21 protein-coding genes are annotated in these 25,966 nt (G+C 63.7%); 3 read left to right on the top strand and 18 right to left on the bottom strand.

What is annotated here, in order from left to right; genetic code table 11:
• Positions 1 to 162: 162 nt before the first annotated feature.
• Together pepN and FJ943_RS27855 are read left to right on the top strand one after the other, a co-directional pair.
• Entirely contained in the window at positions 163 to 2,808 is a 2,646-nt protein-coding gene (gene pepN / locus FJ943_RS27860; protein ID WP_140726702.1) for an aminopeptidase N, read from the top strand.
• A 196-nt stretch (positions 2,809 to 3,004) separates the two neighbouring features.
• A complete protein-coding gene (locus tag FJ943_RS27855; RefSeq protein ID WP_140726699.1) occupies positions 3,005 to 5,326 on the top strand; it encodes a PAS domain-containing sensor histidine kinase in 2,322 nt (773 codons plus the stop codon).
• Between the two features lie 45 nt (positions 5,327 to 5,371).
• On the opposite strand, the gene FJ943_RS27850 is transcribed toward FJ943_RS27855, so the two are convergent.
• The 14 genes from FJ943_RS27850 to FJ943_RS27785 form a co-directional block, all read right to left on the bottom strand.
• Complete coding sequence (locus tag FJ943_RS27850; RefSeq protein ID WP_140726696.1) at positions 5,372 to 5,845, bottom strand: hypothetical protein; 474 nt, start codon at positions 5,843 to 5,845, stop codon at positions 5,372 to 5,374.
• Positions 5,846 to 5,895: 50 nt separating this feature from the next.
• Positions 5,896 to 8,856, bottom strand: coding sequence for a bifunctional [glutamine synthetase] adenylyltransferase/[glutamine synthetase]-adenylyl-L-tyrosine phosphorylase (locus FJ943_RS27845; RefSeq protein WP_140726693.1), 2,961 nt, complete (start codon positions 8,854 to 8,856; stop codon positions 5,896 to 5,898).
• A complete protein-coding gene (locus FJ943_RS27840; RefSeq protein ID WP_140718131.1) occupies positions 8,856 to 10,331 on the bottom strand; it encodes an ATP-binding protein in 1,476 nt (491 codons plus the stop codon). Before FJ943_RS27840 ends, FJ943_RS27845 begins: the two co-directional genes overlap by 1 nt.
• An 8-nt stretch (positions 10,332 to 10,339) precedes the next feature.
• Complete coding sequence (locus tag FJ943_RS27835; RefSeq protein ID WP_041163488.1) at positions 10,340 to 11,014, bottom strand: response regulator transcription factor; 675 nt, start codon at positions 11,012 to 11,014, stop codon at positions 10,340 to 10,342.
• Between the two features lie 354 nt (positions 11,015 to 11,368).
• On the bottom strand, positions 11,369 to 12,919 hold the full coding sequence (locus tag FJ943_RS27830; protein ID WP_140618544.1) for a Do family serine endopeptidase: 1,551 nt from the start codon (positions 12,917 to 12,919) through the stop codon (positions 11,369 to 11,371).
• A 132-nt stretch (positions 12,920 to 13,051) separates the two neighbouring features.
• Complete coding sequence (locus tag FJ943_RS27825) at positions 13,052 to 13,519, bottom strand: cytochrome c-type biogenesis protein (protein ID WP_015318621.1); 468 nt, start codon at positions 13,517 to 13,519, stop codon at positions 13,052 to 13,054.
• Positions 13,516 to 15,501, bottom strand: coding sequence for a heme lyase CcmF/NrfE family subunit (locus FJ943_RS27820; protein WP_140718135.1), 1,986 nt, complete (start codon positions 15,499 to 15,501; stop codon positions 13,516 to 13,518). The genes FJ943_RS27825 and FJ943_RS27820 overlap by 4 nt, the downstream gene beginning before the upstream one ends.
• Positions 15,502 to 15,533: 32 nt before the next feature.
• Positions 15,534 to 15,977 (bottom strand): cytochrome c maturation protein CcmE, encoded by a 444-nt coding sequence (ccmE, locus tag FJ943_RS27815; RefSeq protein ID WP_015318623.1) that lies wholly within the window; start codon positions 15,975 to 15,977, stop codon positions 15,534 to 15,536.
• 8 nt (positions 15,978 to 15,985) lie between these two features.
• Positions 15,986 to 17,122: a c-type cytochrome biogenesis protein CcmI gene (gene ccmI / locus FJ943_RS27810; protein ID WP_140726690.1), complete on the bottom strand. Its 1,137-nt coding sequence runs from the start codon at positions 17,120 to 17,122 to the stop codon at positions 15,986 to 15,988.
• Between the two features lie 121 nt (positions 17,123 to 17,243).
• Positions 17,244 to 17,684 (bottom strand): hypothetical protein, encoded by a 441-nt coding sequence (locus FJ943_RS27805; protein ID WP_041163489.1) that lies wholly within the window; start codon positions 17,682 to 17,684, stop codon positions 17,244 to 17,246.
• A 186-nt stretch (positions 17,685 to 17,870) separates the two neighbouring features.
• Positions 17,871 to 19,259: an ATP-binding protein gene (locus FJ943_RS27800; protein ID WP_015318626.1), complete on the bottom strand. Its 1,389-nt coding sequence runs from the start codon at positions 19,257 to 19,259 to the stop codon at positions 17,871 to 17,873.
• A 28-nt stretch (positions 19,260 to 19,287) separates the two neighbouring features.
• Positions 19,288 to 19,953 carry a response regulator transcription factor gene (locus tag FJ943_RS27795; protein WP_015318627.1) on the bottom strand — a complete coding sequence of 222 codons (666 nt, stop codon included), beginning with the start codon at positions 19,951 to 19,953 and terminating at the stop codon, positions 19,288 to 19,290.
• A 78-nt stretch (positions 19,954 to 20,031) separates the two neighbouring features.
• Positions 20,032 to 20,331 (bottom strand): hypothetical protein, encoded by a 300-nt coding sequence (locus FJ943_RS27790; RefSeq protein ID WP_015318628.1) that lies wholly within the window; start codon positions 20,329 to 20,331, stop codon positions 20,032 to 20,034.
• Positions 20,332 to 20,501: 170 nt separating this feature from the next.
• On the bottom strand, positions 20,502 to 20,909 hold the full coding sequence (locus FJ943_RS27785; RefSeq protein WP_015318629.1) for a DUF3168 domain-containing protein: 408 nt from the start codon (positions 20,907 to 20,909) through the stop codon (positions 20,502 to 20,504).
• A 318-nt stretch (positions 20,910 to 21,227) separates the two neighbouring features.
• Between FJ943_RS27785 and FJ943_RS27780 the strand changes: the two genes are divergently transcribed.
• Positions 21,228 to 22,016, top strand: coding sequence for a fumarylacetoacetate hydrolase family protein (locus FJ943_RS27780; RefSeq protein ID WP_140726687.1), 789 nt, complete (start codon positions 21,228 to 21,230; stop codon positions 22,014 to 22,016).
• Here the strand turns inward: FJ943_RS27780 and FJ943_RS27775 are convergent.
• From FJ943_RS27775 to FJ943_RS27760, 4 genes are all read right to left on the bottom strand, one after another.
• Positions 22,013 to 22,828, bottom strand: coding sequence for an ABC transporter permease (locus FJ943_RS27775; protein WP_140726684.1), 816 nt, complete (start codon positions 22,826 to 22,828; stop codon positions 22,013 to 22,015). The two genes, FJ943_RS27780 and FJ943_RS27775, sit on opposite strands and share 4 nt — an antisense overlap.
• Complete coding sequence (locus tag FJ943_RS27770; protein ID WP_015318632.1) at positions 22,828 to 23,661, bottom strand: ABC transporter permease; 834 nt, start codon at positions 23,659 to 23,661, stop codon at positions 22,828 to 22,830. Before FJ943_RS27770 ends, FJ943_RS27775 begins: the two co-directional genes overlap by 1 nt.
• 22 nt (positions 23,662 to 23,683) lie before the next feature.
• Positions 23,684 to 24,796: an ABC transporter substrate-binding protein gene (locus FJ943_RS27765; protein ID WP_140663157.1), complete on the bottom strand. Its 1,113-nt coding sequence runs from the start codon at positions 24,794 to 24,796 to the stop codon at positions 23,684 to 23,686.
• A gap of 70 nt (positions 24,797 to 24,866) precedes the next feature.
• Entirely contained in the window at positions 24,867 to 25,961 is a 1,095-nt protein-coding gene (locus FJ943_RS27760; RefSeq protein ID WP_140618557.1) for an ABC transporter ATP-binding protein, read from the bottom strand.
• Positions 25,962 to 25,966 lie beyond the last annotated feature (5 nt).

Genomic DNA, 25,966 nt, shown 5'->3' with positions numbered 1-25,966 from the left:
TGTGACGGCCGTCATGACTGCCTCGCGACAAGGAAAGGATGACCTGAATTAGGCCCTGCCGCAGTTTTGTCGAGGGAGTGTTTCGTGTAAAGAGCGCGGACTTCGAATTTTTGGACCGGTCAGATCATGTCCGGTCCCGGAAAAGACAGGAAAAGCCAGGGAATGCGCACCGATACAGGCCAGGTCTTCAAACTCGAGGACTATCGCCCCAGCGACTACCTCATTCCGAAAACCAGCCTTGAATTCCGTCTTTCGCCGCAGGCAACGGTCGTCACCGCGATACTGACCGTCGAACGCCGCGAGGACATATCCGCGTCGGCTCCGCTGGTGCTCGACGGCGATGGGTTGACGCTCAAACGCGTCGAAGTCGACGGCAAGGTGGTGAGACCGGCGGATCTGCTGGCGAGCCCCGACCAACTGACCCTGCTCAAACCGCCGGCGGCACCTCGTTTCCAGCTGCTGATCGAAACCGAACTGGCCCCAGCCGGCAACGAGGCCTTGATGGGCCTTTACCGCTCGAACAACGTGTACTGCACGCAATGCGAGGCGGAGGGTTTTCGCCGCATCACCTATTTCCTCGACCGCCCCGATATCCTGTCGGTCTACACGGTGCGCATCGATGCGCGACGCGACGAAGCGCCGCTGCTCCTGTCGAACGGCAATCCGGTCGAGAGCGGCGATCTCGCCGAAGGCTGGCACTACGCCACATGGCACGACCCCTTCCCCAAACCATCCTATTTGTTCGCGCTGGTGGCCGGCAATCTCGGCCAGGTCGCCGACAATTTCGTCACCATGTCCGGCCGCAAGGTCGAGCTCGGCATCTATGTCGAGCCCGGCAAGGAGGCGCTCGCCGGCTACGCCATGGACGCGCTGAAGCGGTCGATGCAATGGGACGAGGAGGCGTTTGGCCGCGAGTACGACCTCGACGTCTTCAACATCGTCGCCGTGTCGGACTTCAACATGGGCGCGATGGAGAATAAGGGTCTCAACATCTTCAACGACAAATACGTGCTGGCGGACCAGGAGACGGCGACGGACGCCGATTTCGCCAATATCGAGGCGATCATCGCGCATGAATATTTCCACAATTGGACAGGCAACAGAATCACTTGCCGCGACTGGTTCCAGCTTTGCCTGAAGGAAGGGCTGACGGTCTTCCGCGATCATGAGTTCTCCGCCGACCAGCGCTCGCGCGCTGTCAAGCGCATCGCCGAGGTGCGCACGCTGCGGGCCCACCAGTTTCCCGAGGACCAGGGCCCGCTGGCGCATCCCGTGCGGCCGCGCCGCTACCGCGAGATCAACAATTTCTATACGGCGACGGTATACGAGAAAGGCTCCGAAGTGGTGCGCATGATCCGCACCATTCTCGGGGCCGAGGTCTTTCGCGCCGGCATGGACCTCTATTTCGAACGCCACGACGGCGAGGCCGCGACCATCGAGGATTTCATAAAGGTGTTCGAGGACGCGTCCGGCCGCGACCTGTCGCAATTCGCGCTATGGTATCATCAGGCGGGCACACCCAACCTGACGGTGAGTTCGACGCACAATCCGGCCGCACAGGAATTCACGCTCGAGATCGAGCAGTCGGTGCCGCCGACGCCCTCCGAAAGCCGCAAGCGGCTGATGCATATCCCGCTCGCCTTCGGCCTGATCGGCGCCGGCGGCAAACCTGTCGCGTATAGCGGCGTCGAGGGCGCGAGCGTCGAGGACGGCGTCATCCATGTCCGCAAGCGTCGCCATGTGGTGCGTTTCTCGGGCGTGGCCGAGCGCCCGGCGGTGTCGCTCAACCGTGGCTTTTCGGCGCCGGTGACGCTGTCGGCCGAGCAGAAGGCGGCCGACCAGTACTTCCTCGCCCGCCATGACAGCGACGCCTTCTCGCGCTGGCAGGCCTTCAACACGCTGTTGACCGATGCTCTGATCGCTGCCTTCCGCCAGATCCTTGGCGGCAAACAGCCGGACTTCGCCCCACGGCTGACCGAGCTTGCCGGCAGCATCGCCAGCGACGAGACGCTGGAGCCAGCCTATCGGGCCCTGGCCCTGGCGCTGCCTGGAGACGCCGACATCGCCCGCGACATCGGCAAGAACATCGATCCCGACGCCATCCATGCGGCCCGACAGGCGCTTGCGCTGGCGATCGGCATGGCCAATGGCGAGGCATTTTCCGGCCTCTACGACAGCCTTGCCGACAAGAGCGCTTTCAGCCCCGACGCGGCGAGTGCCGGACGGCGTGCCTTGCGCAACATTCTGCTGGATTATCTCTCGCTGCTGCCAGGTGGAGCGGCGTTGGCGGCCGGCCATTTCCAGTCCGCGAGCAACATGACCGACCGGGCGGCCGCATTGGCCGTGCTTGCGCATCGCCACCAAGGATCGCCGGAGGCAAGCAAGGCGCTGGCGGCTTTCGAACAGAAATATGCGTCCGACCCGCTGGTGATGGACAAATGGTTCCAGATCCAGGCCAGCGTGCCTGGGCCGCAGGCGGTGGAGACGGTTCGCGCCCTGACCGCTCATGCCGGCTTCTCGATGGGCAATCCGAACCGGGTGCGCTCGTTGATCGGCACATTCTCCAGCGCCAACCAGACCGGCTTTCACCGCGCCGACGGCGAAGGCTACCGCTTCTTCGCACGAACGGTGCTCGAGGTTGAAAAGCGCAATCCGCAAGTGGCGGCAAGGCTGGCGACGGCGCTCAGGTCATGGCGCTCGCTCGAACCGGGCAGGCAAGCCCAGGCTCGGGAAGTGCTGGTTTCGATCGCCAATGCCGAAAACCTATCGGCGGATCTGCGCGACATCGTCGAGCGCACGTTGGCTTAGGCGCTCCCGCCTTCTTCCCTGCGGAAGAAGGCCGGGTTCTAAAAGCCCATCATTTTAGTCGATTTTTAATCTTTTTTCGCCCGACCACTGGACAAGGCGAATCACCTTTGATTCTTTAATGGCGATTCGGAAGTGCGGTGTTGCCGGATCACCAGCACATAGAAATGCGACATACTGAAATCGGGGAGTGCCATTTATGGCAAAGGCGGACGCGTGGGGCGCGCCCGGTGGGATGGTTTTTGCGCGTCGCGAGACGCGCGGCGACGGCCTTGCCGGGAATACGCGGCTCATTGCCGAACCGGCCTACAAGCGGCTTCTGGCGGCCGAACCGCTGCTGCGCCGGTCGATACCGGCCCTCATCGTCATCTTCCTGCTCGTCATCGCGGCGCTGCGTGTAATCTCGCTGATGAACGAGCGCGACGACGTGGAGCGCGATGCCAAGGCTATCCTGACGCTGGCCGCCGCGCAGCTCGCCAGTTCGCTCGCCACCACAGCGGACACGCTGCCGGGCGCCACGCAGGACCTGCTGGAGACCACCAGCCGCCAGGGCGCCATGGGCCGCAGCCATGTGCTAGTCATTACCGACAGCGCCTTCAGGATCACCGCGGTGACGCCGCGTTCGGTGCCCTGGCAAGGCCATTCGCTCGACGGCCTCGTCCAGGGCGGCCAACCTCTGTTCATGTTCGGCGACCGGGCCGGCGTCATGGAGGTCAACATCGGCGGGCAGGACTGGTACGCGGCGGTCAGCCTGAGCAAGGACAGGAAGGGAGCCGCGGCGGCGCTCGTCCCCCAAGAGGCGGTCTTCGACACGTGGCGCAAGACCGTCTCGCTCAACGTCACCCTGTTTGTGCTGACGGCCGGCGTGCTGATCATCATCCTCTATGCCTATTTCGGACAGGCGGCGCGCGCGCAGGCAGCCGACCGCATCTATGTCGAAGCGCATCAGCGTATCGACATGGCGCTGGTCCGCGGCCGCTGCGGCCTGTGGGACTGGGACATGGTGCGCGGCAAGATGTACTGGTCACGCTCGATGTACGACATGCTCGGCTATGAGCCCTGCGAGACGATGCTGTCCTTCGGCGAGGTCGACGAGATCATCCATCCCGAGGATGGCGACCTGTTCGAACTCGCCAACAGGATCGTCGCGCGCGAGATCGACCACATCGACCAGGTGTTCCGGATGCGGCATGCCGATGGCCAGTGGGTGTGGATGCGCGCCCGCGCCCAGGTCATGGACCCGGAAGCGCCGGAGATCCAGCTCATCGGCATCGCCGTCGACGTCACCGAGCAGCGCCATCTGGCGCTGCGCTCCGAAGCGGCCGATCTTCGCCTGAGGACCGCGATCGAGAACATCAATGAATCCTTCGTGCTGTGGGATTCGGCTCAGAACTTGATCATGTGCAATTCCAAATATCAGCAGGACAACGGGCTCTCGGATCGCGACGTGATGCCAGGTGTGACGCGCGCTTCCCTGGAAGAGCGGATGCTGGCCTTCGCTTCGGAGCGCCGGCTCGCCAATACCAACGGTCCGCAGGGCGGCGCCACATTCGAGCGGCAGCTGTCCGACGGCCGCTGGCTGCAGGTCAACGAGCTCAGGACCAGGGACGGTGGCATCGTCTCGGTCGGGTCCGATATCACCCAGATCAAATTGCACCAGGAGAAACTCGTCGACAGCGAACGCCGGCTGATGGCGACGATCCATGATCTCAGCCTCGCCCGCCGGGCCGAAGAGGAACGGGCGCGCGAACTGGTCGACCTCAACCGCAAATACATGAAGGAAACCGAGCGCGCCGAAGCGGCGAACCGGGCCAAATCCGAATTCCTGGCCAACATGTCGCATGAACTGCGCACACCGCTCAACGCCATCATCGGCTTCTCCGAACTGATGGAACAGAGGCTGTTCGGTCCGTTGGGCTCGGAGCGCTACGAGGAGTACGCCACCGACATCAACAGCAGCGGCAAATATCTGCTCGGCGTCATCAACGACATTCTCGACATGTCCAAGATCGAAGCCGGCCAGTTCTCTCTGGACCAGGAACAGATCGACCTCGGTCCGCTGATCAGCGAGACGGTGCGTGTCGTCTCTCTGCAGGCGGCGCAGAAGGCGATCACCGTGGAAACGCGCATTGCCGACGCCTTGACTTTGTTTGCCGATCGCCGGGCGATCAAGCAGATCGTCATCAATCTCCTGTCCAACGCGGTGAAATTCACCGGCCAGGGCGGCCACATATCGGTCAGGGCCCGCAACACGTCAGGCGCGCTGGTGCTGACGATCGAGGACAATGGCTGCGGTATCCCGAAGGAAGCCCTCGGCAAGCTGGGGCGCCCCTTCGAGCAGGTGCAGAACCAGTTTTCCAAGAACCATGCCGGCTCCGGCCTTGGCCTTGCCATTTCGCGCTCGCTGGCCGAGTTGCAAGGCGGTGCACTGAAGATCCGCTCGACCGAAAGTGTCGGCACGATCGTATCGGTGCGCATTCCCGTGAAGAAGGCGCCAACGGCGGTCAAGGCCGCGGCCTGAGCGACAGGCTCCGGTTGGCGATGTCGGAGCCCGCATCAACCAATCTTACTGCACGCCGCCTTCGTTGCCTTCGCCATCCCATTGACGGTCATCGCGCCCGTCCTTCGGCAGTTCGCCCTTCTCGATCTTGCCGTCATTGTTCTTGTCGAGCATTGCGAAAAGCTTCTTTTCGCGGCCGATGATGTCATCCGATGTCAGCGTGCCGTCGCCCTTGCTGTCGTAACGGGCGATGATGCGCCTGGCCATGCGTTCGAAGCGCGCCTTCTCCAGCGCGTCGGCGAGTTGAGCGACAGTCAGCTTGCCGCCATTGTCTGCGACAAGCTTCTTGAGCCGCGCGTCCATGACATCGGAGAACTGGTCGAAGGTGATTTTGCCGTCATTGTCCTTCATCGCCTTGTCGAGCCGCATCATGGTGCGCTCACGCACGTTGGCGCTGTCAAGGTTCTCGGCATAGGCCGCGCCGCCGACGGCTCCGGCCAGGGCGATGTATGCAAGTGCGAGCTTGGTTGTCTTTCTCATGGTTTTCTCCTGTTGCATCGTCACCCCCGATGCGGCCGAACGGTCGTTGGTCACGACCCTCCGGCACGAAGCAGAAGGTCGAAATCCTTCCTGACCTTTTGCGACGTCTCCTTGAGATGTGCTTCCAGCACACCGAAATCCGGCAGGTCGGTGACCGCCAGAAGCAGATCCGAAAGCCCCGGCGGAACGTCGTCACGTTCGAATGGTCCGGTGAGGCACAGCCGCGTCATCTGGGTCAGTGCCAGATAAAGGGAGTAAGCCTCGCCAAGGTCCTGCCGGATCACGGCATTGGCGAAACGGGGCGTCAGACGAGACAGGATCTCGGCCGTACCGGTGGCGCGTGGCCCGGCCTCGACCTGCCCAGTGATGACAGCCACCTGGGCGATGAATTCGAGATCGATCAGACCGCCCGGTATGAGCTTGATGTCCCACAGGTCGCGGGGCGGTTTTTCCTGCTGGATCATGGCGCGCATGTCGGAAGCTTCGGTTTTCACCTTCGCCGCGTCGCGTGGCTGGCCGAGCAGCGCGGCGACCTCCGCTTCAACCTCGGCGCAGAGGCCGGCGTCGCCGGCAATCGGCCGCGCCCGCGACAGCGCCATGTGTTCCCAGGTCCAGGCTTCCTGGCGCTGGTATTTCTTGAAGGCATCGATATGGGTGGCGACCGGTCCCTTGTTGCCGGACGGCCGCAAACGCAGGTCGAGCTCATAAAGCACCCCTTCCGCCGTCGGCGCCGATACCGCGGATATCAGCCGCTGCGTCATGCGGGTGTAGTAATGCGACGGCGCCAGCGGCTTTTCACCATCGGAGTCCTCGGCGTCCGCGTCGTGATCGTAAAGCAGGATGAGATCGACATCCGATCCGGCCGTCAATTCGCGGCTGCCGAGCTTGCCCATGCCGAGCAGCGAAACCACGCCACCGGCGATCGTGCCGTGGCGCACCGCGAATTCGGCGATCACCGCTTGCAACGCCGCCGCAATGGTCAGGTCCGCAAGATCGGAGAAAGCGCGGCCGGCGCGGGCCGGGTCGATCGAGCCCGCGAGCAGCCGCACACCGATGAGGAATTTCTGTTCGGAAGCAAATATGCGTAAGCGGTCGAGCACGTCCTCATAGGCCCTGTCGCCCTCGAGGAAGGCGGAAAGCCGCCCCGAGAGATAGGCGCGGTCTGGCAGCTCGGTCAGCAATGCCGGGTCGAGCAAGCCGTCGAAGACATGCGGCCGGCGAGTGATGATGGCCGCCAGCCTTGGTGCCGCGCCCATGATCGTCGCCATCAGCTTGAGCAGTGCGGGATTCGACTGCAGCAGCGAAAACAACTGGATGCCCGCCGGCAGGCCGGCGAGGAACTCGTCGAAACGGACCAGCGCCTCGTCGGCCCGGCGCGTCTGGCCAAAGGCCTTGAGCAGTGCCGGCGTCAGTTCCGTCAGCCGCTCGCGCGCCTCCGCCGACTGGGTGACGCGATAGCGGCCGAAATGCCAGCCGCGGATGACACGGCAGATATCGCTCGGCCGCTGAAAGCCGAGGCCGTGCAGGGTCTGCAGCGTGTCCGGGTCGTCGACGTCACCGGTGAAGACCAGGTTGCCGATGCCGGCCGAAAGCTCGGGCGCGGTTTCGAACAGCGCCGCATAGTGGCGCTCGACCTGCTGCAGCGAGGCACGGAAGGCCCCGGCGAACGCGGCGGCGTCGGCGAAGCCCAGCATGTGGGCGATGCGCTCCAGCCCTTCATCGTCTTCCGGCAGCGTGTGCATCTGCTCGTCGGCCACCATCTGGATGGCGTGTTCGACCCGGCGCAGGAACCAGTACTGGAGGGCGAGTGCGTCTCTTGCGTCTGATGTGATCCAGCCTCGGGCCGCGAGCTGACCGAGCATCGGCACGGTTTCGCGGCCGCGCAGCTCCGGAAAGCGGCCGCCGGCGATGAGCTGCTGGGTCTGGACGAAGAACTCGATCTCGCGGATGCCGCCGCGCCCGAGCTTGACGTTGTGCCCCTTCACCGCGATCTCGCCATGGCCCTTATGGGCATGAATCTGGCGCTTGATCGAATGGACGTCGGCAATCGCCGCGTAATCCATGTATTTGCGCCAGATATAGGGCTGGAGCTCCTTGAGGAAGGCATCGCCCGCGGCGAGATCGCCGGCCACCGGGCGGGCCTTGATCATCGCGGCACGCTCCCAGTTCTGGCCACGCGCTTCGTAGTAGCGAAGCGCGGCTTCAACCGGGATAGCCAGCGGGGTGGAGCCGGGATCGGGACGCAACCTCAGATCGGTGCGGAAGACATAGCCGTGCTCGGTGCGGTCCTGCAGGATGCGAACCAGCCGGCGCGTCAGGCGTGAGAACAGGTCGGTGGCGTCGAGAGGATCGACCACGGCGGGTGCCTCCGGATCGAAGAACACGACGAGGTCGATGTCGGAGGAGAAATTCAGCTCATGCGCGCCAAGCTTGCCCATGCCGAGCAGGATCCAGCCCGATCGATGCGAGGGGGTGTCGAGGTCGGGCAGCTTGAGCTTGCCCTGGCCATGCGCGTCACGCAGCAGGAAATCGACTGCCGCGCGGGTGCAGGCGTCGGCGAGATCGCTCAACCGCCTTACGGTCAGCGAGGTTTCGGCCTCGCCCGAAAGATCGGCGAGCGCGATCAGGAAATGCGCCTCTGCCTTATGCCGGCGCAGCGCCATCATCAGGCCGGATTCCGAGACCGTTTCGGCCAGCGGCGCCTTGTCGATCGCGGCGGTGATCGCCTTCAGACGGGCCTCTATCGGCAGGTCGAACAGCCCGTCCAGGATTTGCGGCCGGCGGCGCGCCGTGTCGCGCAGGAATGGCGAAAGGTCGAAGACAGCGGCGAGGAGATCCTGCGCCTTCCCTTTGCCGGCCAGGAATTTGGCCACCCGTGTCAGCCCCTCTTCGCGCGCTGCGTCCGCGATTTCGGCCAGCTCCTGTCGTGCCCGAACCGCGTCGAGCGGGACAAGCGGGGTTTCCAGGCTGAGCAGCCAGTCTGTCTTGCTCCGCTTGGCAACGGCCGCCATCAGTGATCCTCGCGTGCCGGGAAACTCATGACCACGGATAGTCCTGGATTGCCAGGCAGCAGGTCAAGCCGGCCGTAATGGAATGTCATGACCGCCTTGGCGAGACTGAGGCCAAGGCCGGAACCAGGCTGCGAACGGCTCTTCTCCAGCCGCACGAAGCGCTCCGTCGCCCGGGCGCGATCGGCGTCGTCGGGAATGCCCTGGCCATTGTCCGTGACGGAAAGCCTGATCTCGCCATGCGTGCGTTCGAGCTTTACACGGACCGCCGGCTTGGACGTCGAATCGGTCGAGTACTTGATCGCATTGTCGACGATGTTGGAGAGCGCCTGGCCGATCAGCTCGCGGTTGCCGTCGACGACAAAAGCACCGTTCACCTCGGCGTCCAGCGAAACGCCAGCCTCCTCGGCCACCGGCTCATAGAGTTCGACGACATCACGGACGGCCGCCGCCAGATCGACGCGGCTGGTGTGCTCGGAAGAGTATCCGGCCTCCAGGCGGGAGATCATCAGGATGGCGTTGAAGGTCTTTATCAACTGGTCGGACTCGGCGATGGTGCCTTCCAGCGCCTGTCGATAGTCCGATGTCTTCTGCTTGCCGGAAAGCGTCGCTTCGGCCCGGTTGCGCAGCCGGGTCAGCGGCGTCTTGAGGTCATGCGCGATGTTGTCGGAAACCTGCTTGAGGCCTTCGTTGAGCGTGGCGATCCTGGCCAGCATGGCGTTGAGGTTTTCCGAAAGCCGATCGAACTCGTCGCCGGCGCCGGTTACCGGCAGCCGGCCGGAGAGATCCCCGCCCATGATGCGCCGGCTTGCCTCCGATACGCCATCGATACGCTTCAGCGCCGCGCGGCCGACAAAGAACCAGATCAGGATGCCACCCAGGGCCATCATGCCGAGCGCCAGCATCAGCGAACGGCGGATGACGGCACGGAACCGCTCTGGTTCCCCGAGATCGCGGCCGACCAGCATGATCATCTGGTTCGGCAGCCGCAGCACCAGGGCAATGGCGTTGTGGCCCTTCTCGCCCTGCGCTTGCGTGTCGCTCTGGTCGGGCTGTGCGGTCCCCTTGTCGGCAGGCAAATTGCGTAGACGGTCGAGTTCTCCCTCGCCAAAGCGCTGATAGGAAAAAGGGCTGGTGGTCCAGCCTTCGTTTTCGAGAACGCCCGGCTCGAGGCTCTGCACGTTACCGGTCAGGATCTGGCCGTTGGCATCGGCGATCAGATAGAGATTGGCGCCGGGCTGCCGCGAGCGGGCCTCGACCACGCGGACCAATACCGGAAGGCCACCGCGCTGATAGGCGCGGGCAAGGCCGAGCACCTCGTCGTTGATGGTCTCCTGCGTCTGCCCGGTCAGCATGCGCGCCGAGAGCGAAGTCATATAGAGGACGAGCAGCACCGCGCAGAGCGCGAAGAGCAAGAGATAGAGCGCCGAAAGCCGCGCGGCCGTCGTCTTCATGATGGCGGGCACGGAAAGCGCCATGCCGCCGCCTAGCCGCCCTTCAGCATGTAGCCGGCGCCGCGAACGGTATGCAGGATCGGCTTGTCGAAGCCCTTTTCGATCTTGCCGCGCAGCCGGGAGACGTGGACGTCGATGACATTGGTCTGCGGATCGAAATGATAGTCCCAGACATTTTCGAGCAGCATCGTGCGCGTCACAACCTGGCCGGCATGGCGCATGAGATATTCGAGCAGGCGGAATTCGCGTGGCTGGAGCGTGATCTCACGGCCCGCCCGGCGGACAGAATGCGATAGCCTGTCGAGTTCAAGATCGCCAACCCGGTAGACGGTCTCGGCCTCCTTGGCGCTGGCGCGTCGGTTGAGCACCTCGACACGAGCCAGAAGTTCGGAAAAGGCATAGGGCTTGGTCAGGTAATCGTCACCGCCGGCGCGCAGGCCGGTGACCCGGTCATCGACTTCGCCCAGCGCCGAAAGGATGAGCACCGGCGTCGTGTTGCCCCTGGAGCGGAGGGCGGCAATAACCGACAGGCCGTCGCGGCGCGGCATCATCCGATCGATGACCATCACATCGTAGTCACCCGCATCGGCAAGCGCGAAGCCGGTCTCGCCGTCACCCGCAACATGCGCGGTATGACCGGCTTCGGTGAAGGCTTTCTGCAGATAATCCGCAGCCTCGCGATCATCTTCTATGACGAGAATCTTCATAGGGCCGTTATACGCGATTTCGCTTGAAGGTTGAGTAGCCGGCATCTGCATTTTAGCCTTTGCCAAAGCGCATCGCGATCAAGACGATCGAGAGCGTACGCGATAAAATCTTTGTTCCGTGGCGTCGTTAGGCCGAACATGCCAGTTCCCGGTCATGTCGTTACCTGCAACCCGGGACCAACCGGCATCGGGCACGAGGGCCTGAGTGGGCAGCCAGATGCGGGCGCGGCAGCGGGCGATGGGAAGCCCGCTGCCGCTGAAGGAGAGCGCGATGACTGACTAACGGGCTCTCCTTCTTACTTTCCCCATGCGGCGACTCGGGGGTGTTGAAACCGCCGCATTGGAAAAGTCGTCTCAGCCCTTGGCCACCGGCACCGCGACGAAGCGGTTGTTGTCGTCACGGGTGATCTGCATCAGCACCGCCTTGCGTCCGGATTTGACCGCATCGGCCATGGCCTTGGTGACGTCTTCGGTGCCATTGACCTCCGCCGAGTTGACCGCGGTGATGACGTCGCCCGGCTGGATGCCGCGATCGGCGGCGGCGCTGTCGGGGTCGACGTCTGTCACCACCAGACCCTTGCCGTTTTCAGACTTGGTGACGGTGAGACCGAGATCGGCCAGCGTGTCAGGCTTTGCCGGAGCGGCAGGCTGCTGTTGCTGGTCGTTCGAGGCCTGCTTGTCGCTCGCCGGCAGTTTGCCGAGATCGACCTTGACCGTCTGGCTCTTGCCGTCGCGCCAGACCGTGACATCAACAGACTTGCCGGGCGAATAGGCGCCGATCAGGCGGGCGAGCTCCTTCGGCGACGCAACGTCCTTGCCGTCGACCTGGGTGATCACGTCGCCGGCTGATATGCCGGCCTTCTTGCCGGGGCCATCGTCCTGGGCGCTCGAAACCAAGGCGCCATTGTTGGACTTCAGGCCGAGCGACTCGGCGATGTCGGAGGTGACCGGCTGGATTTCGACGCCCAGCCAGCCGCGCTGCACCGCACCGCTCTTCATCAGGTCCCCGACGACCTGCTTGGCGGTCGAGGCCGGAATGTCGAAGGCGATGCCGACGCTGCCGCCGGAAGGCGAGAAGATGGCGGTGTTGATGCCGACCACCTGGCCGTTGAGGTTGAAGGTCGGGCCGCCTGAATTGCCGCGGTTGACCGAGGCGTCGATCTGGAGGAAATCGTCATAGGGGCCGGCGCCGATATCGCGGCCGCGCGCCGAGACGATGCCGGCGGTGACGGTGCCGCCGAGGCCGAACGGATTGCCGACAGCCACGACCCAGTCACCGACACGAACCTTGGAATCGTCGGCGAAGTCGACATAGGTGAACTTGCCGCCACCATCGACCTTGAGCACGGCGAGATCGGTGCGCGGATCGGTGCCAACCAGCTTGGCATCGAGTTCCTTGCCGTCATTGGTCACAACGGTGAAGGCGGTGCCCTCTTCGACGACGTGGTTGTTGGTGACGAGGTAACCGTCTTCGGAGATGAAGAAGCCGGAGCCCTGCGCTACCGGGCGCGGCTCGCCATTGTTGCGGTCGCGATGTCCGAAGCGACGATGACCTTCGTCGTTCTGGCCGCCCTGGTCGCCAAAGCCGCGGAATTCCTTAAAGAAACGACGCAGCTGCGGATTGTTGGGAAGATTGTCGAGGCCGTCCTGATCGTCGGAGCCATCATCGGCGGTCGGCTGGATCTTGGCCTTGACCTTGACGCTGACCACGGCCGGCGACACACGCTCCACGACATCGGCGAAGCTCGGAACCTGCGGGGCCTCGACGCGCACGGCGTCAGCGAGAACGGGGCTGGTTCCGCTGGTCAGCGCGCCAACGCCGATCGCACCGGCGACCGCGATAGACGCGGCAGCAGCCAGAAGACGCTTGCGGGTGCGAAAATATGAATCGGGGGCAATATTCATGGATCTCTTATCCTCTTTCAAGCGGACGCGCCTTGATCGGCATCCTCAAGGAACGAGAATTAGGGAAGCGCACATTACGACGCCATTTCCGGCACATGAAACTTTGGTAATGTTGGCGGGCGACGGCAGCCGTCAGTCGCGGCGGAGGATCGCGTCCAGTGCGGCCTGCTCTTCGACCGAGAGCGCTGCCGTTGCCGGAAGCCGGCGCGACCGCGCACTGAGCACTATAAACACGCCCCCGGCCAGAAGCAGGAGAACCGGCGTGCCCCACAGCAGCGCGTTGCGCAGATCGAAGCGTGGCTTCAGCAGCACGAACTCGCCGTAACGCGAAACCACATAATCCATCACCTGCCGGTCGGTATCGCCCGCGACAAGGCGTTGTCGCACCAGGATACGCAGGTCCCTGGCAAGGTCCGCGTCGGATTCGTCGATCGACTGGTTCTGGCAGACCATGCAGCGCAGGCCTTCCGACAGCGCCCGCGCCCGCGCCTCGAGTGCCGGGTCGGCCAGCATCTCGTCGGGCTTCACCGCCATTGCCGTTCCGGCGAAGAACAATGCCAGCAACAGGACTATCGACGTCACCGAAAGCCTTGCCCTCATGGCATGCCCGCCGGCGCCACCGCCTGCTTGCGACGGCGCGAAGGCGCGCCGACCCGCAGGCGCCTGTCCATCAGCGACATCGCCGCACCCGCCATCATCACCAAGCCGCCGCCCCAGATCAGCGTTACCAGCGGCTTCCACCACAGACGCACCACGACCGAGCCGTCCTTGCCCTCGTCGCCGAGCGAAATGTAGAGCTGGGAAAGGCCAAGAGTCTTGATGCCGGACTCCGTCGTCGTCATCTGCCGCACCCGATAGAAGCGCTTGGCGGAGCTGACTTCGCCGACAGGGCTGCCGCTGACGCCGATCAGCTCGAAACGCCCGCGATCCTCGCTGTAGTTCGGTCCCTGCGCAGGATAGAGCCCGACGAACCGCACCGTGCGGCCGGAGATTTCGACGGTTTCACCAGCATGCATGGACAGGATCTTCTCCGTCCCGAAGCAGAGCGTGCCAACAATGCCGAGCACGGTCAGGCCGAGGCCAAGATGCGCGAAAGCAGTCCCGAAGACCGAGCGTGGCAAACCAACCAGACGCCTGACCATTGTCGGCGCGGCGACATTGCCGACCCCCGCCTTGGTGGCGAGGTCGGTCAGCGCGCCAAGGATCAGCCAGACGCCGAGGCCGACGCCAAGCGCGGCAAGCACCGAAGCGCCGTCGATGAACAGGACCGTAACCAGTGTCGCAAGAAGTGCGGCCGCGAACGCGGCCATCAGCCGCTGCGCAACGCCGAAGACATCGCCGCGCTTCCAGGCCAGCAGCGGCCCAAAGGGAACCATCACGAGCAGCGGCACCATCAGCGGCGCGAAGGTAAGGTTGAAGAACGGCGCTCCGACCGAAATCTTGTCGGCCGAAAAAGCCTCGACCGCCAGCGGATAGAGCGTGCCGACGAGCACCGTGGCGGTCGCCGTGGTCAGGAACAGATTGTTGAGGACGAGCGCGCCTTCGCGCGAAACCGGGTGAAACAGACCGCCTGCCGTCAGCTTCGAGGCGCGCAGCGCAAACAGCGCCAGCGAGCCACCGATGAACAGCGTCAGGATGCACAGGATAAAGACGCCGCGCGTCGGATCGGTGGCAAAGGCATGGACGGAAGTCAGGACGCCCGAACGCACCAGGAAGGTGCCTAGCAGCGACAGCGAGAAGGTGAGGATGGCGAGCAACAGCGTCCAGATCTTCAACGCCGAGCGCTTTTCCATGACGATGGCCGAATGCAGCAGCGCGGTGCCCGCCAGCCACGGCATGAAGGAAGCGTTCTCGACCGGATCCCAGAACCAGAAACCGCCCCAGCCGAGTTCGTAATAGGCCCAGTACGATCCCATGGCGATGCCGCCGGTCAGGAACATCCAGGCGACCAGCGTCCATGGCCGCACCCAGCGCGCCCAGGAGGCATCGATGCGACCCTCGATGAGGGCGGCGACCGAGAAGGAAAAGCAGATCGAGAAGCCGACATAACCGAGATAGAGCATCGGCGGGTGAATGGCGAGGCCAAGATCCTGCAGGATCGGGTTGAGATCGCGGCCTTCGATGGGCGCAGGATTGAGCCGGATGAAAGGATTGGAGGTCACCAGGATGAACAGGAAGAAGGCAGCGCCAATAGCGCCCTGCACGGCGAGCACATTGGCGCGCAGCGTCGCCGGCAAGTTGGAGCCGAAAGCGGCGACAAGCGCGCCGAAGAAGGTCAGGATCAGCACCCAGAGCAGCATCGAACCTTCGTGATTGCCCCAGGTTCCAGTGATCTTGTAGATCAGCGGCTGCAGCGAATGCGAGTTCTCCCAGACGTTCGCCAGGGAAAAATCAGAGCTTGCATAGGCGCTCGCAAGGGCCGCGAAGGACAGCGCCGTCAACGCGAAACCGGTCACCGCGACCGGACCGCCGACCGCCATCAGGCGCTGGTTGTTCAGCCTCGCGCCAAACAGCGGCACGATCGTCTGCACCAGTGAAAGCGCGAACGCCAGAACCAAGGCGAAATGTCCGGTTTCAACCATTCGCGCGGCTCACACTTGCTCTTCCGCCAGAGTCACTCACTCTTGCTCTCCTGCCAGACGCCCTTGGCCTTCAGGCCGTCGGCTACTTCCTTGGGCATATAGCGCTCGTCGTGCTTGGCCAGAACGCTGTCGGCGACAAAGACGCCGTCGGGGCCGAAGGTACCCTCGGTGATGACACCCTGCTCTTCGCGGAAAAGGTCGGGCAAGATGCCGGTATAAGTCACCTTGACCGATTTGTGGGTGTCGGTGACCGAAAAGGCAACCGTTGCGCCCTGGCCGCGCTGGATGGTGCCTTTTTCGACCAAACCGCCGAGCCTGATGCGCTGGCCCGGCTGAACGCTGGCGGTGGTCAGATCGGCCGGCATGTAGAAATAGGACGCCTTCTGGCCAAGCGCATAGAAGGTCAGCCCGGTGGCGGCACCCAGAAAAACCAATCCGCCCGCGATGACCGACAATCGTTTCTGCTTGCGCGTCATACCCAATTCTACTCCGTCGCCGTCAAGCCGAGCGAGGCGGCAAAGGCGGTGAATTTCTTGGCTTCGTCACTATCGGCGCCAAAGACCGCGATGGCGCGGCCCAGCGCATCGCGCGCCTGATCGGCCTTGCCCAGCACGACATAGGAACGAACCAGCCGCATCCATCCTTCCGGGTCGCGCGGATTTTGACGAAGTTTGTCGTCCAGGCCGGCGACCATGGTGTTGATCATGGCTTCCCTGTCCTGCTGCGACATGGAGGACGCCGCGTCGACATCGGCGGCATCGGGGCCTTTCACGGTCGTGCCGGAGGCGACTTCCGGGCCGCCGGATTTGGCCAGCGCCTGTTCGACAGCGCCGCGCCACGGCGAATCCGGCGGCAGTGTACCAAGCATAGCCTGCCAGGCCGCGGCCGCTTCCTTGCCACGGCCCTCCTGCGCCAGTGCCATGGCCAGATAGAAACCGGCTTTCGCATTGGCCGGGTCAAGCTTCAAGGCCGCCTCGAAGGCATCCTGGGCATCGGCCGAAACAATGCCGCCCGCCGCACCGGCGATCGCCTCGCCGAGACCGGCCTGACGGACAGCGCTGTCGCCGTCCAGGCGAATGGCGTTGCGGTAGGCCGCCGCGGCGTCGGCAAAGCGCTGCATACGCAGATAGACCGGCGCCAGCACGTCCCAGCCCCTGCCGTCGGAAGGATTGGCGGCAAGATGGGCCTCGGCGCGCGCCACCAGCTCATCGACCGAACTGTCGGCGGGGTTCTTGGCCAACCGCTCACTGAGCGGCTGCGACGGCAGGTCAGGCGAGCCGATCTGACTGTAGAGCCCCCAACTGACCAACGGAACCGCCAGCACCGCAACGGTCGCGACAAGCCGTACGGTGCCCGATGACCTGCCGGACGCCTTGGCCGGCATATCCGCGTTGCCCAGGCGAAGGATGCGGCGGGCGATCTCGGCGCGCGCCTCGGCCGCTTCAGCGGGCCCGATCAAACCGCGCCCGGCATCGCGGTCGAGTTCGGACAGTTGATCGCGATAGACTTCCAGATCGTGATCGCCACTCGATGATGCGCCCTTGGAGGCACCAGCCAACGGCAAAAGCACCGCCAGGCTGGCGCCCAGCGTGAGAATTGCGGCTATGACCCAGAACAGCATGGTTCTTCCAATAACGGCAGAGCCCTGCCCTGCCAACACAGGCATCCTGCGACGCTTTGACGGCACGCGCCGAATGTCGCGATCGAAATCCACCGGCCGGATCGCAACGAGACCCGGCTGGCTAGGTCAATGGCGTCCAACTGCCGTCGGCATTGCGGCAGGCTGTTCCGTGCGCCGTGACGCTGGCGCCGCCCGTGAACACCGTCTGCGTGTATTGGCGGCAATCCTGCGAACCGACGCGGTAAGGCTGGGCAGGGACGACCTCGCCATAGCGTGAGGCCTGATCGCCCTTCCAGGTCACCTTCTGGCCGCTGGTGTTGTATTCGAGCGCCTTGTATTCGGCCTCGAGCGCGCTGCGCTTCTCCGTGTCGCTCAGACCGTTGCCGATCGACCCGCCAATGAGGCCGCCGCCCATGGCGGAGATGATCGACTTGGTAACGACCTTGCCGCCGGCCGGAGGCGTCGAGGCCGGTGTCGCCGCCACGGTCGGACCCTTGCCGCTCAAGGTGGTGCAGCCCGACACGGCCAGCAATGCGGAAACAAGCGCGACGCGAATCTTCATGCCAACAACCAGTTTTCTTGAGTTGGAGCCTGCCATGGATGCGCCGGGGGCCGCGTCATCGGAGAAGTAGGCGTGGCCATAGTGTTGATATTTGTCGGAAATTTGGCCACTGGCGGCTGCTCTGGGGTCAATCGATATGCCGCCACAAGATGCGCCTTCCATTGCTGCCGATTGGCCTGGGTAGCATTACTGCAGGCTCCGCAATCGCACCGTCGCCTTCAGTCCGCCCATGCCGGACCGCTCGAGTGCCAGGACGCCTCCATACTCGTTGACGAGATCGGCGACAATGGCAAGGCCCAGGCCCGTCCCAGGCTTGGTCTCATCGAGGCGCCGCCCTCGCTTCAGCGCTTCACGGGCCCTATCCTCGGGAATCCCCGGTCCGTCGTCCTCGATGCTGATCTCAAACAGGCTCTCATCCTTGCCGGCCAAGGGCACGACCGAGATCGCGACAGCACTCCTTGCCCATTTCACCGCATTTTCGAGAAGATTGCCAAGCAGTTCCTCGAGGTCCTCGCGTTCGCCGGCAAAGACGATCTCGGTGGCCGGCAGCGACAGCGACAGGCTGGTCCGCGGGTTCAGCTTCTGCAAAACGCGCACCATGCGCTGCACCAGCGGTGCCACCGGCGTGCGATAGACGACGCTGTCGCGCTGCGCCGCGACGCGGGCACGCTGCAGGTAATGGTCGATCTGCTTTTGCATGGAGGCGGCCTGCTCGGCGATCAACTGTCCCTTGGCGCCGCCAAGCGCCCGGCCCTCGTTGAGCAGAACGGCAAGCGGTGTCTTCAGGGAATGGGCGAGGTTGCCGACCTGGGTGCGCGAGCGCTCGACGATGCGTTTGTTATTTTCTATCAAGGCGTTGGTTTCGTTGGCTAACGGTTCGATCTCGGCCGGGAAACGGCCGTCGAGCCTCTGTGCGGTGCCCTCGCGCACCATGGCGAGTGCGTTCCGGACCCTGCGCAACGGCTGCAGCCCGAGCAGGATGGCGATGGCGTTGATGGCGATCATGCCGATGCCGAACAGGCTGAGATAGGTCAGCAGGCGGCGCTGGAACGTTCCTATTTCCTGCTCCAACTCGGTCTTGTTGCCCATGACGCGGAAGCGCGCGGCGCGGTTCTTCGCGTCGAGAACGAATTCGCTCTCGAACACGACCAGCTCCTCGCCATTGATGCCTTGCGCGGCATAGCTGCGCTGGAAATTGGCGTTGAAGGGAACATCCGCCACGTCCGGCGACGGGATGGTCCGGGTCATGGACGACGAGTGAAGATCGCCATGCACGCCTTCCGAGGCGGGCTCGACGGACCAGTACCAGCCCGAATTCGGTTCCGAGAAACGGAGATCGCCAAGATCGGGGGAGCCGGTCAACGCGCCGCTGTCGGAGATGCCGATGGAGCCGATCAGGTTGAACAGATGCGCCGACAACAGGCTGTCGAAGCCCCGCTCGCTGGCCTGTCGGTAGAGCGTTGTGATCAGGGTGAAGATGACGACCAGGGTCAGGATCGCCCACACGGTGGAGAAGGCGATGACGCGGAACGTCAGCGAGCGCGGCCACGCGCGCAGCGAGAGCCGTCTGCCCACGGCCGGGTTGGTGGGGAGCGGTTCCGCCTTACGCCTCCGGCTCGCGCATGCGGTAGCCCATGCCGCGTACGGTTTCGATCATGTCGATGCCCATCTTCTTGCGCAATCGTCCGACAAAGACCTCGATGGTGTTGGAATCGCGGTCGAAGTCCTGGTCGTAGAGATGCTCAACCAGTTCGGTGCGCGAAACGACCTCGCCCATGTGGTGCATCAGATAGGCAAGCAGCCGGAATTCGTGCGAGGTCAATTTCAGCGGCACGCCGTTGACATCGGCCTTCGAAGCCTTGGTGTCGAGACGCAGCGGCCCGCAGGTCAGTTCCGACGAGGCGTGGCCGGCCGCGCGGCGGATCAGGGCCCTGACGCGCGCCAGCACCTCCTCGATGTGGAACGGCTTGGTGACGTAGTCGTCGGCGCCGGCGTCGATGCCGGAGACCTTGTCGCTCCAGCGGTCACGCGCGGTCAGGATCAGCACCGGCATCTTGCGGCCGCCGCGACGCCAGCGCTCGACCACGCTGATGCCGTCCATCTGCGGCAGGCCGATGTCGAGCACAACGGCATCGTAAGGCTCTGTGTCGCCGAGGAAATGGCCCTCCTCGCCGTCGAAGGCACGATCGACGACATAGCCGGCATCGACCAGCGCATCCGAGATCTGCCGGTTGAGATCCTTGTCATCCTCGACGACGAGTACGCGCATACGGGGACCAATGCCTGTTGATTGAAGATTCCAGATATAGGCCGATTCCGCCGGCCTGGGAAACGGAGGGAAGAGCGGTCAGTTCTGCGGAACGACGATTTCGGAGCGGCGCGGACGTTGTCCGTCCTTGCCGGGCACGAGCACGACGATGACGCAGACCGGCTGGCCGCCACGCGTCGATGCCGAAGCCTTGGCGAGCGTTCCGCCATTCTGCTGAGCCACCTGCTGACCGATCGCATAGCAGTCGGATGCAGCCAGGACGATCGGGCTGGCCTGGTCGGGCTCGATGACCGGTATCGCCATTGCCTGCGACGCAAACAGCCCGGCGGCACTAAGCGCCAGGGTCGCGGTTCGGAAATGGGAGCGAAGCGTTTTCATGACCCGCGTTGTAACGCATCGGTGCTGAACGTGAAATGAACAGTGAACGGCCCTGAAACCATGCTCGCCACACCCCTGCAACGCGAGACAGACATCTTGGATTTCACCGCCCCCCAGTGAAACCCGCGAAAGCTCAGTCTAGACTCCGTTTTGGTGATATTGAAAGTGCGTCAGGCGTTTTCCTGCGTCAGCGCACGGAATCGCAGCAGGCCATGGTGGACAAGGAGTTCCTCATCGTAACGCGCCTCGCTGAATTCCAGCGACAGCCGCGTCTGGCCACGCGGGCCTATAACCAACACCGCTCCGGCAAGCCGCGCCTTGATGGCATCCATGATCGCCCGGGTCTCGGCCTCGCCATGCGCCTTCGACCAGACATGCAGCGTGATCAGCTGGTCGTCGTTGTTCTCGGCGCCGGTGTCCCAGTCAAAGGCAGAAGTCTGACCTGAAGTCACATAGGGAAAGGCGACGTTGTCGGTTGCCCGCTCGAGCAGTCCGGCGCCGCCCAGCAGCGCCGACAGCGACGCATCGCTTTTCAATCTTAGAAACAGGGCCTGCTGCAAATCGCCGGGCGCGGTCATCGTCCATTTCCTCAAGCCGTTGCGCCACCGACAATGCTTTTCCAAAGCCTGCCCATGTCCGCATCCCTTCTCAGATATAGCGGTTCGCCACGCGAAGACGATGGCGATTCGTCATCGGAATCATGAACGCCGATGATCTCGAAAATGCGACTTGCCGACAATCTCGTCGGCCGGCGCGGTAGAGCCAAATTGACCATGAGCTTGCCTCCGATTGTCTGGTCACGCGATCTTGCCCCATATAGGCTGGTCCATACGACGGAATGTTCCTTGCCGGCTTGGCCGGACAGAGGGGCATGTTCCCGATTTCCGGAGCTGATCATGCTCGATCCAGAAAAGGCCAGGGCCGCGTCACGTCTGCTGGTAGGCCATTGGGACAATGGCACCCATCTCGACGCCATACCCGAGGAACTGCGGCCGAAAACGCGCACCGAAGGTTACGCCATCCAGTCGCATGTCATGGAGCGTTCGGCGGCCCCGCTTTTCGGCTGGAAGATCGCGGCAACCAGCCTGGCCGGTCAAAGGCATATCAACGTCGACGGCCCGATGGCCGGGCGTCTGCTCGCCGAAAAAGCGGTCGAGGTCGGCGGGATCGTCTCGCTCGCGACGAGCAAGATGCGGGTCGCCGAGGTCGAATTCGCATTCCGTTTCGGCCGCCGGATCCCACCTCGCGCGGCACCTTATGAAATCGCTGAAGTCATGGACGCCGTGGCGACCCTGCATCCGGCGATCGAAATACCGGACTCACGATATGATGATTTCTGCGCTGTCGGCGCGCTGCAGCTGATCGCGGACAATGCCTGCGCCAATCTGTTTGTGATCGGCCAGCCTGCCGAAGACGATTGGCGCGACGTGAACCTCGCGGAGTACCCGGTGACCGGTTTCGTTTCGGGTAAGTCGCGGCACGACGGAACGGGCGCGGCTGTCCTCGGCGACCCGCGCATCGCCCTGACATGGCTGGTCAATGAGCTGTCGGGGCTTGGCATAGGGCTCCAACCGGGACAGGTGGTGATCACCGGAACTTGCGTGACACCGATCAGCGTCGCCGCCGGTGACGAAGTCATTGGCGATTTGGGCAGGTTCGGCAAAGTGTCGGTGCGGTTCGTCTAGACCGGCTTGCTCCCCCGGTTCAGCCTGACCACGACGCTCCTCACCGCCAGAACCAGCACGGTAATGATGATCAAAATCACCGACAGTGCGGCGATCGCCGGGTCGATGTTGTCGCGTAGTCCCATCCACATCAGGCGCGGCAGCGTGATGGCGTTGACCGAGGTGATGAACAAAGTGACGCCGATCTCTTCCCAGGACAGCACGAAGGACAGCAGCGCCGCGGTGACGATGCCGAACTTGACGTTGGGCATGATGACGCGCGTGGCGCGCTCCCAAACACTTGCGCCAAGCCCCCGCGCGGCAAGGTCGATGCGTCGGTCTAGCTGGCTGAGCGAGACCAGGATCAGCACCGTCGCGAACGGCACCGTCATCACCGAATGCGCCATGGCAACGCCGAGCCAGGTATCGTAGCCGAAGAAGGAACTGACGCCCGAGATCGAGGTGAGCAGGAAGTAGAGCGTGACCGCCGAAACCACCGGTGGCACCACCATCGGCAACAGCACGAAGCCGACGAGGGTCGCGGTGAAGCGCGGCTGGAACATCCAGACGCCGAGGCTGAAGCAGAGCGCCAGCACAGTTGAAATGGCGCTGCTGACGATGCCGATGCGGATCGAAAGCAGGATCGACTGGAGCCAGCGCGGATCCTCGATCAACGATCGGTAGTGGCGCAACGACAATTCGCCCGTCGGCATCGCCAGCATGCGGCTCGGCGTCAGCGACACGGGAATGACGGCCAGCAGCGGCAACAGCAGGAACAGCGCCACCAGGGCGGCGATAACCAGCGAGACAGGACCGGGGCGATAAGTCGGCATCAGATCAGCTGCTTCGGTCTGACATAACGAAACAAGAGCGCCATCAGCGCGCCGACGAACAGTACCAGCACGACGCTGATCGCAGCCCCCAGCCCCCAGTCCGGGCTCTGGAATATCCGGAGATAGATCAGTTCGGCGATCATGACGCTGCGCCCGCCGCCGAGAATCGCCGGCGTGACGAAGAAACCGAGCGAGAAGACGAACACGATCATCGCGGAGCCGATAATGCCGGAGCGCGTCATCGGCACGAACACCGTCCAGAAGGTGCGCATGCGGCTGGAGCCGAGGCCGCGCGCGGCGAGCAGAACACGCTCGTCAAGGCTGCGCATGGCCGAAGCCAGCGGAAAGACAGCAAAAGGAATGAGGAAATGCGTCATGCCGACAATGACGCCGAATTCGTTGCGTACCAAAGTCAGCGGTTCGGAGATAAAACCGATCGACTGCAGCCAGGTGTTGATCAGGCCGCGATTGGACAGCAGCGCCACCCAGCCGAAGGCGCGTGTCAGCACCGAGATCCAGAACGGCACCAGGATGCAGAATTCGGCGATGAGGCGCTGCGCCGGGCTGCCGCGAACCCAGACGACCGTAATAGCATAGGCGGCGGCGACCGACACTATAGTGACGATCGCGGCGATGCGCAGCGTGCGGATGAACACCGATTGGACCAGATCGTCGGTGAGCAACGCCTCGTACTGGCCAAGCCCGGGCGTCGGCAAGGTGAAACTCCATTTCACCACGCCGAGAAATGGCCAGGCATAGGCAAGGCCGAGAAAAAGGAGCAGCGGCGCCATCAACAGCGCCGCGCCCATCCTGTCGGAGAGAACGCCTCTCATGTCAGATCAGCATCGCCGCCGGTCAGGCGGAGATGATCTTGGTGTATTCGTCGAGCGCCGGCCCATAGTTCTTGGCGTACCAGTCCATGTCGAGCGGGATCTGCTTCTTCATGTTCTCGGGATCGACGGGGTTGATGCGCTTCTTGTCGGCGGGGATCAGCGCGTCGGCCGCCGGATTGGCCGGACCCTGGCCGAGCTTGTCGAACATGACGAGCTGCTTTTCCGGATCCTGGGCGCTGGCGATGAACTTCATCGCCGCATCCTTGCCGCCTGGGTTGTTCTTGAGCACGGCCAGCGCGCCGGGCGAGATCAGGCCCTGGTCCCAGATGAACTTGATCTTGCCGCCGGAATCCTGCTCGATCAGCGAGGCACGCGTCGACCAGACGATCGCCATGGAGGCTTCGCCATTGAGCAGCACGCTCTGGCTCTCGGCGCCGCCGCCCCAATAGGCGACGACGTTTTCCTTGAAGGCTGATATCTTGTCATGCGCACGTTTTAGGTCGAGCGGGTAGAGCGAAGCCGGCGCGATGCCGTCGGCCAAAAGGGCCGCTTCCCAGCTCGACACGCCCCATTTGTAGAGCGAACGCTTGCCCGGGAATTTCTTCACATCGAAGAAGTCGGCCATGCCGGTCGGTGCATCCTTGCCGTATTTCTCGGAATCGTAGGCGATGACATAGGAGAAGAAATAGGTCGAGGCGGCATAGTCCCAGCCGAAGCCCGGCCGCATCTTCTTTTTGTCGACGATGTTGTAGTCGATCGGCTCGAGCATGCCTTGCGCGCCGAGCGTAATGGCCGAGAACGGGTCGACATCGACCAGGTCCCAGGTCGGGGCGCCGCTCTTGGACTGCGCGGCGATCGCGCCTTCGGTCGGGCCCGAGCCGTCCATCTTGACGGTGATACCGGTATCCTTGGTGAAGGCCTGGCCATAGGCCGCGTCGTAGGCCGTGATGGCATCGCCGCCCCAGTTGACCAGCACAAGTTCCTTTGCTGCGGCAAAGGCACCGGTCGAGCGCAGCAGCATCGGCGTGCCGGCGAGCACGAGGGCAGCGAGTTGCGTGAACTGCCGACGCGAGATCTCGCCGCGTCTCGTTCTTTCGGACAGCGTTTCGATGGCCTGTTTCTTGGTGTCGTTCATGTCAATTCCCCTTTGTTTTCGTTGATTTTGATTCCGGAAGCCGGTGCGGCTGATCAGGCCGCGCCGGCGCTCATTGTCCTCCGTCCGGAAGGAGGAAACCCTTTTCCGCCGGCCATGTCAGCCACACGGAATTGCCCTTGCTGAGCGCCGCCGCCGCGACCTCGTTGGGCACCGAGACGGTGACTTTGGCACCTTGGCGCGTGGTGAGGTCGAGCTTGGTCGCCGCACCCAGATAGGTCGAGGCGATTGCCGTCGCGGCAATGCCGTTCTCTCCGGCGGCAGCCTCGCGCGCTATCGACATGTGTTCGGGCCGGATCGCCAGGATGGCGTCGCCACGTACCTTCTCAGCCTTGCAGTGCATGCTGACCGCGCGGTCCTCACAAAGGCCCGTCGAGCCGTTGTCGACGGCCTTAACCCCCTTCAGCGGCAGCATGTTGATCTCGCCGAGGAACTCGGCGACGAAGCGATTGTCCGGCCGGTCGTAGACCTCGTCCGGCGCGCCGACCTGCAGCAGTTTGCCATGATTGAATATGGCGACGCGCGAAGACAGCGCCAGCGCCTCGCTCTGGTCGTGGGTAACGAAGACGAAGGTGGTGCCGGTCTCCTGGTGCAGGCGCTTCATCTCTGCCTGCATCTGGCCGCGCAGGCTCTTGTCCAGCGCCGAAAACGGCTCGTCGAGCAGGAGCACGCCCGGCTCGAACACCAGCGCCCGGGCCAGCGCGACGCGCTGCTGCTGGCCACCGGAAAGCTGCGAGGGCAATTTCTTCTCGTGGCCGACCAGACCGACGCGCTCGATCATCTCGCCGACACGCTTCTTGATCTCGGCGGCCGATTTCTTGCGGACCTTGAGCGGGAAGGCGATGTTGGCCTCGACGCTCATATGCGGAAAGAGCGCATAGCCCTGGAACACCATGCCGGCGGCACGCTGCTCGGCCGGGCGGTCGGTGATATCGGCGCCGTCGCTGAAAAGCCTGCCCTCGCTCGGCTGCACGAAGCCGGCCAGGATCATCAGGAAGGTGGTCTTGCCGGAGCCGGAGGGCCCAAGCAGCGTCAGGAATTCGCCGCGGCCTATGTCGAGCGTCAGATTGTCCAGCGCACGGAACGAGCCGAAGCTCTTGCCGATCCCGATTGCCTTGATCTCTGCGGCCCGGCCGGGTTGCTGCATCCTGC

It is taken from the genome of Mesorhizobium sp. B2-3-10 (genome assembly GCF_006442275.1).
Lineage (GTDB): Bacteria > Pseudomonadota > Alphaproteobacteria > Rhizobiales > Rhizobiaceae > Mesorhizobium > Mesorhizobium australicum.
This window is presented reverse-complemented; position numbering and strand designations above follow the sequence as displayed.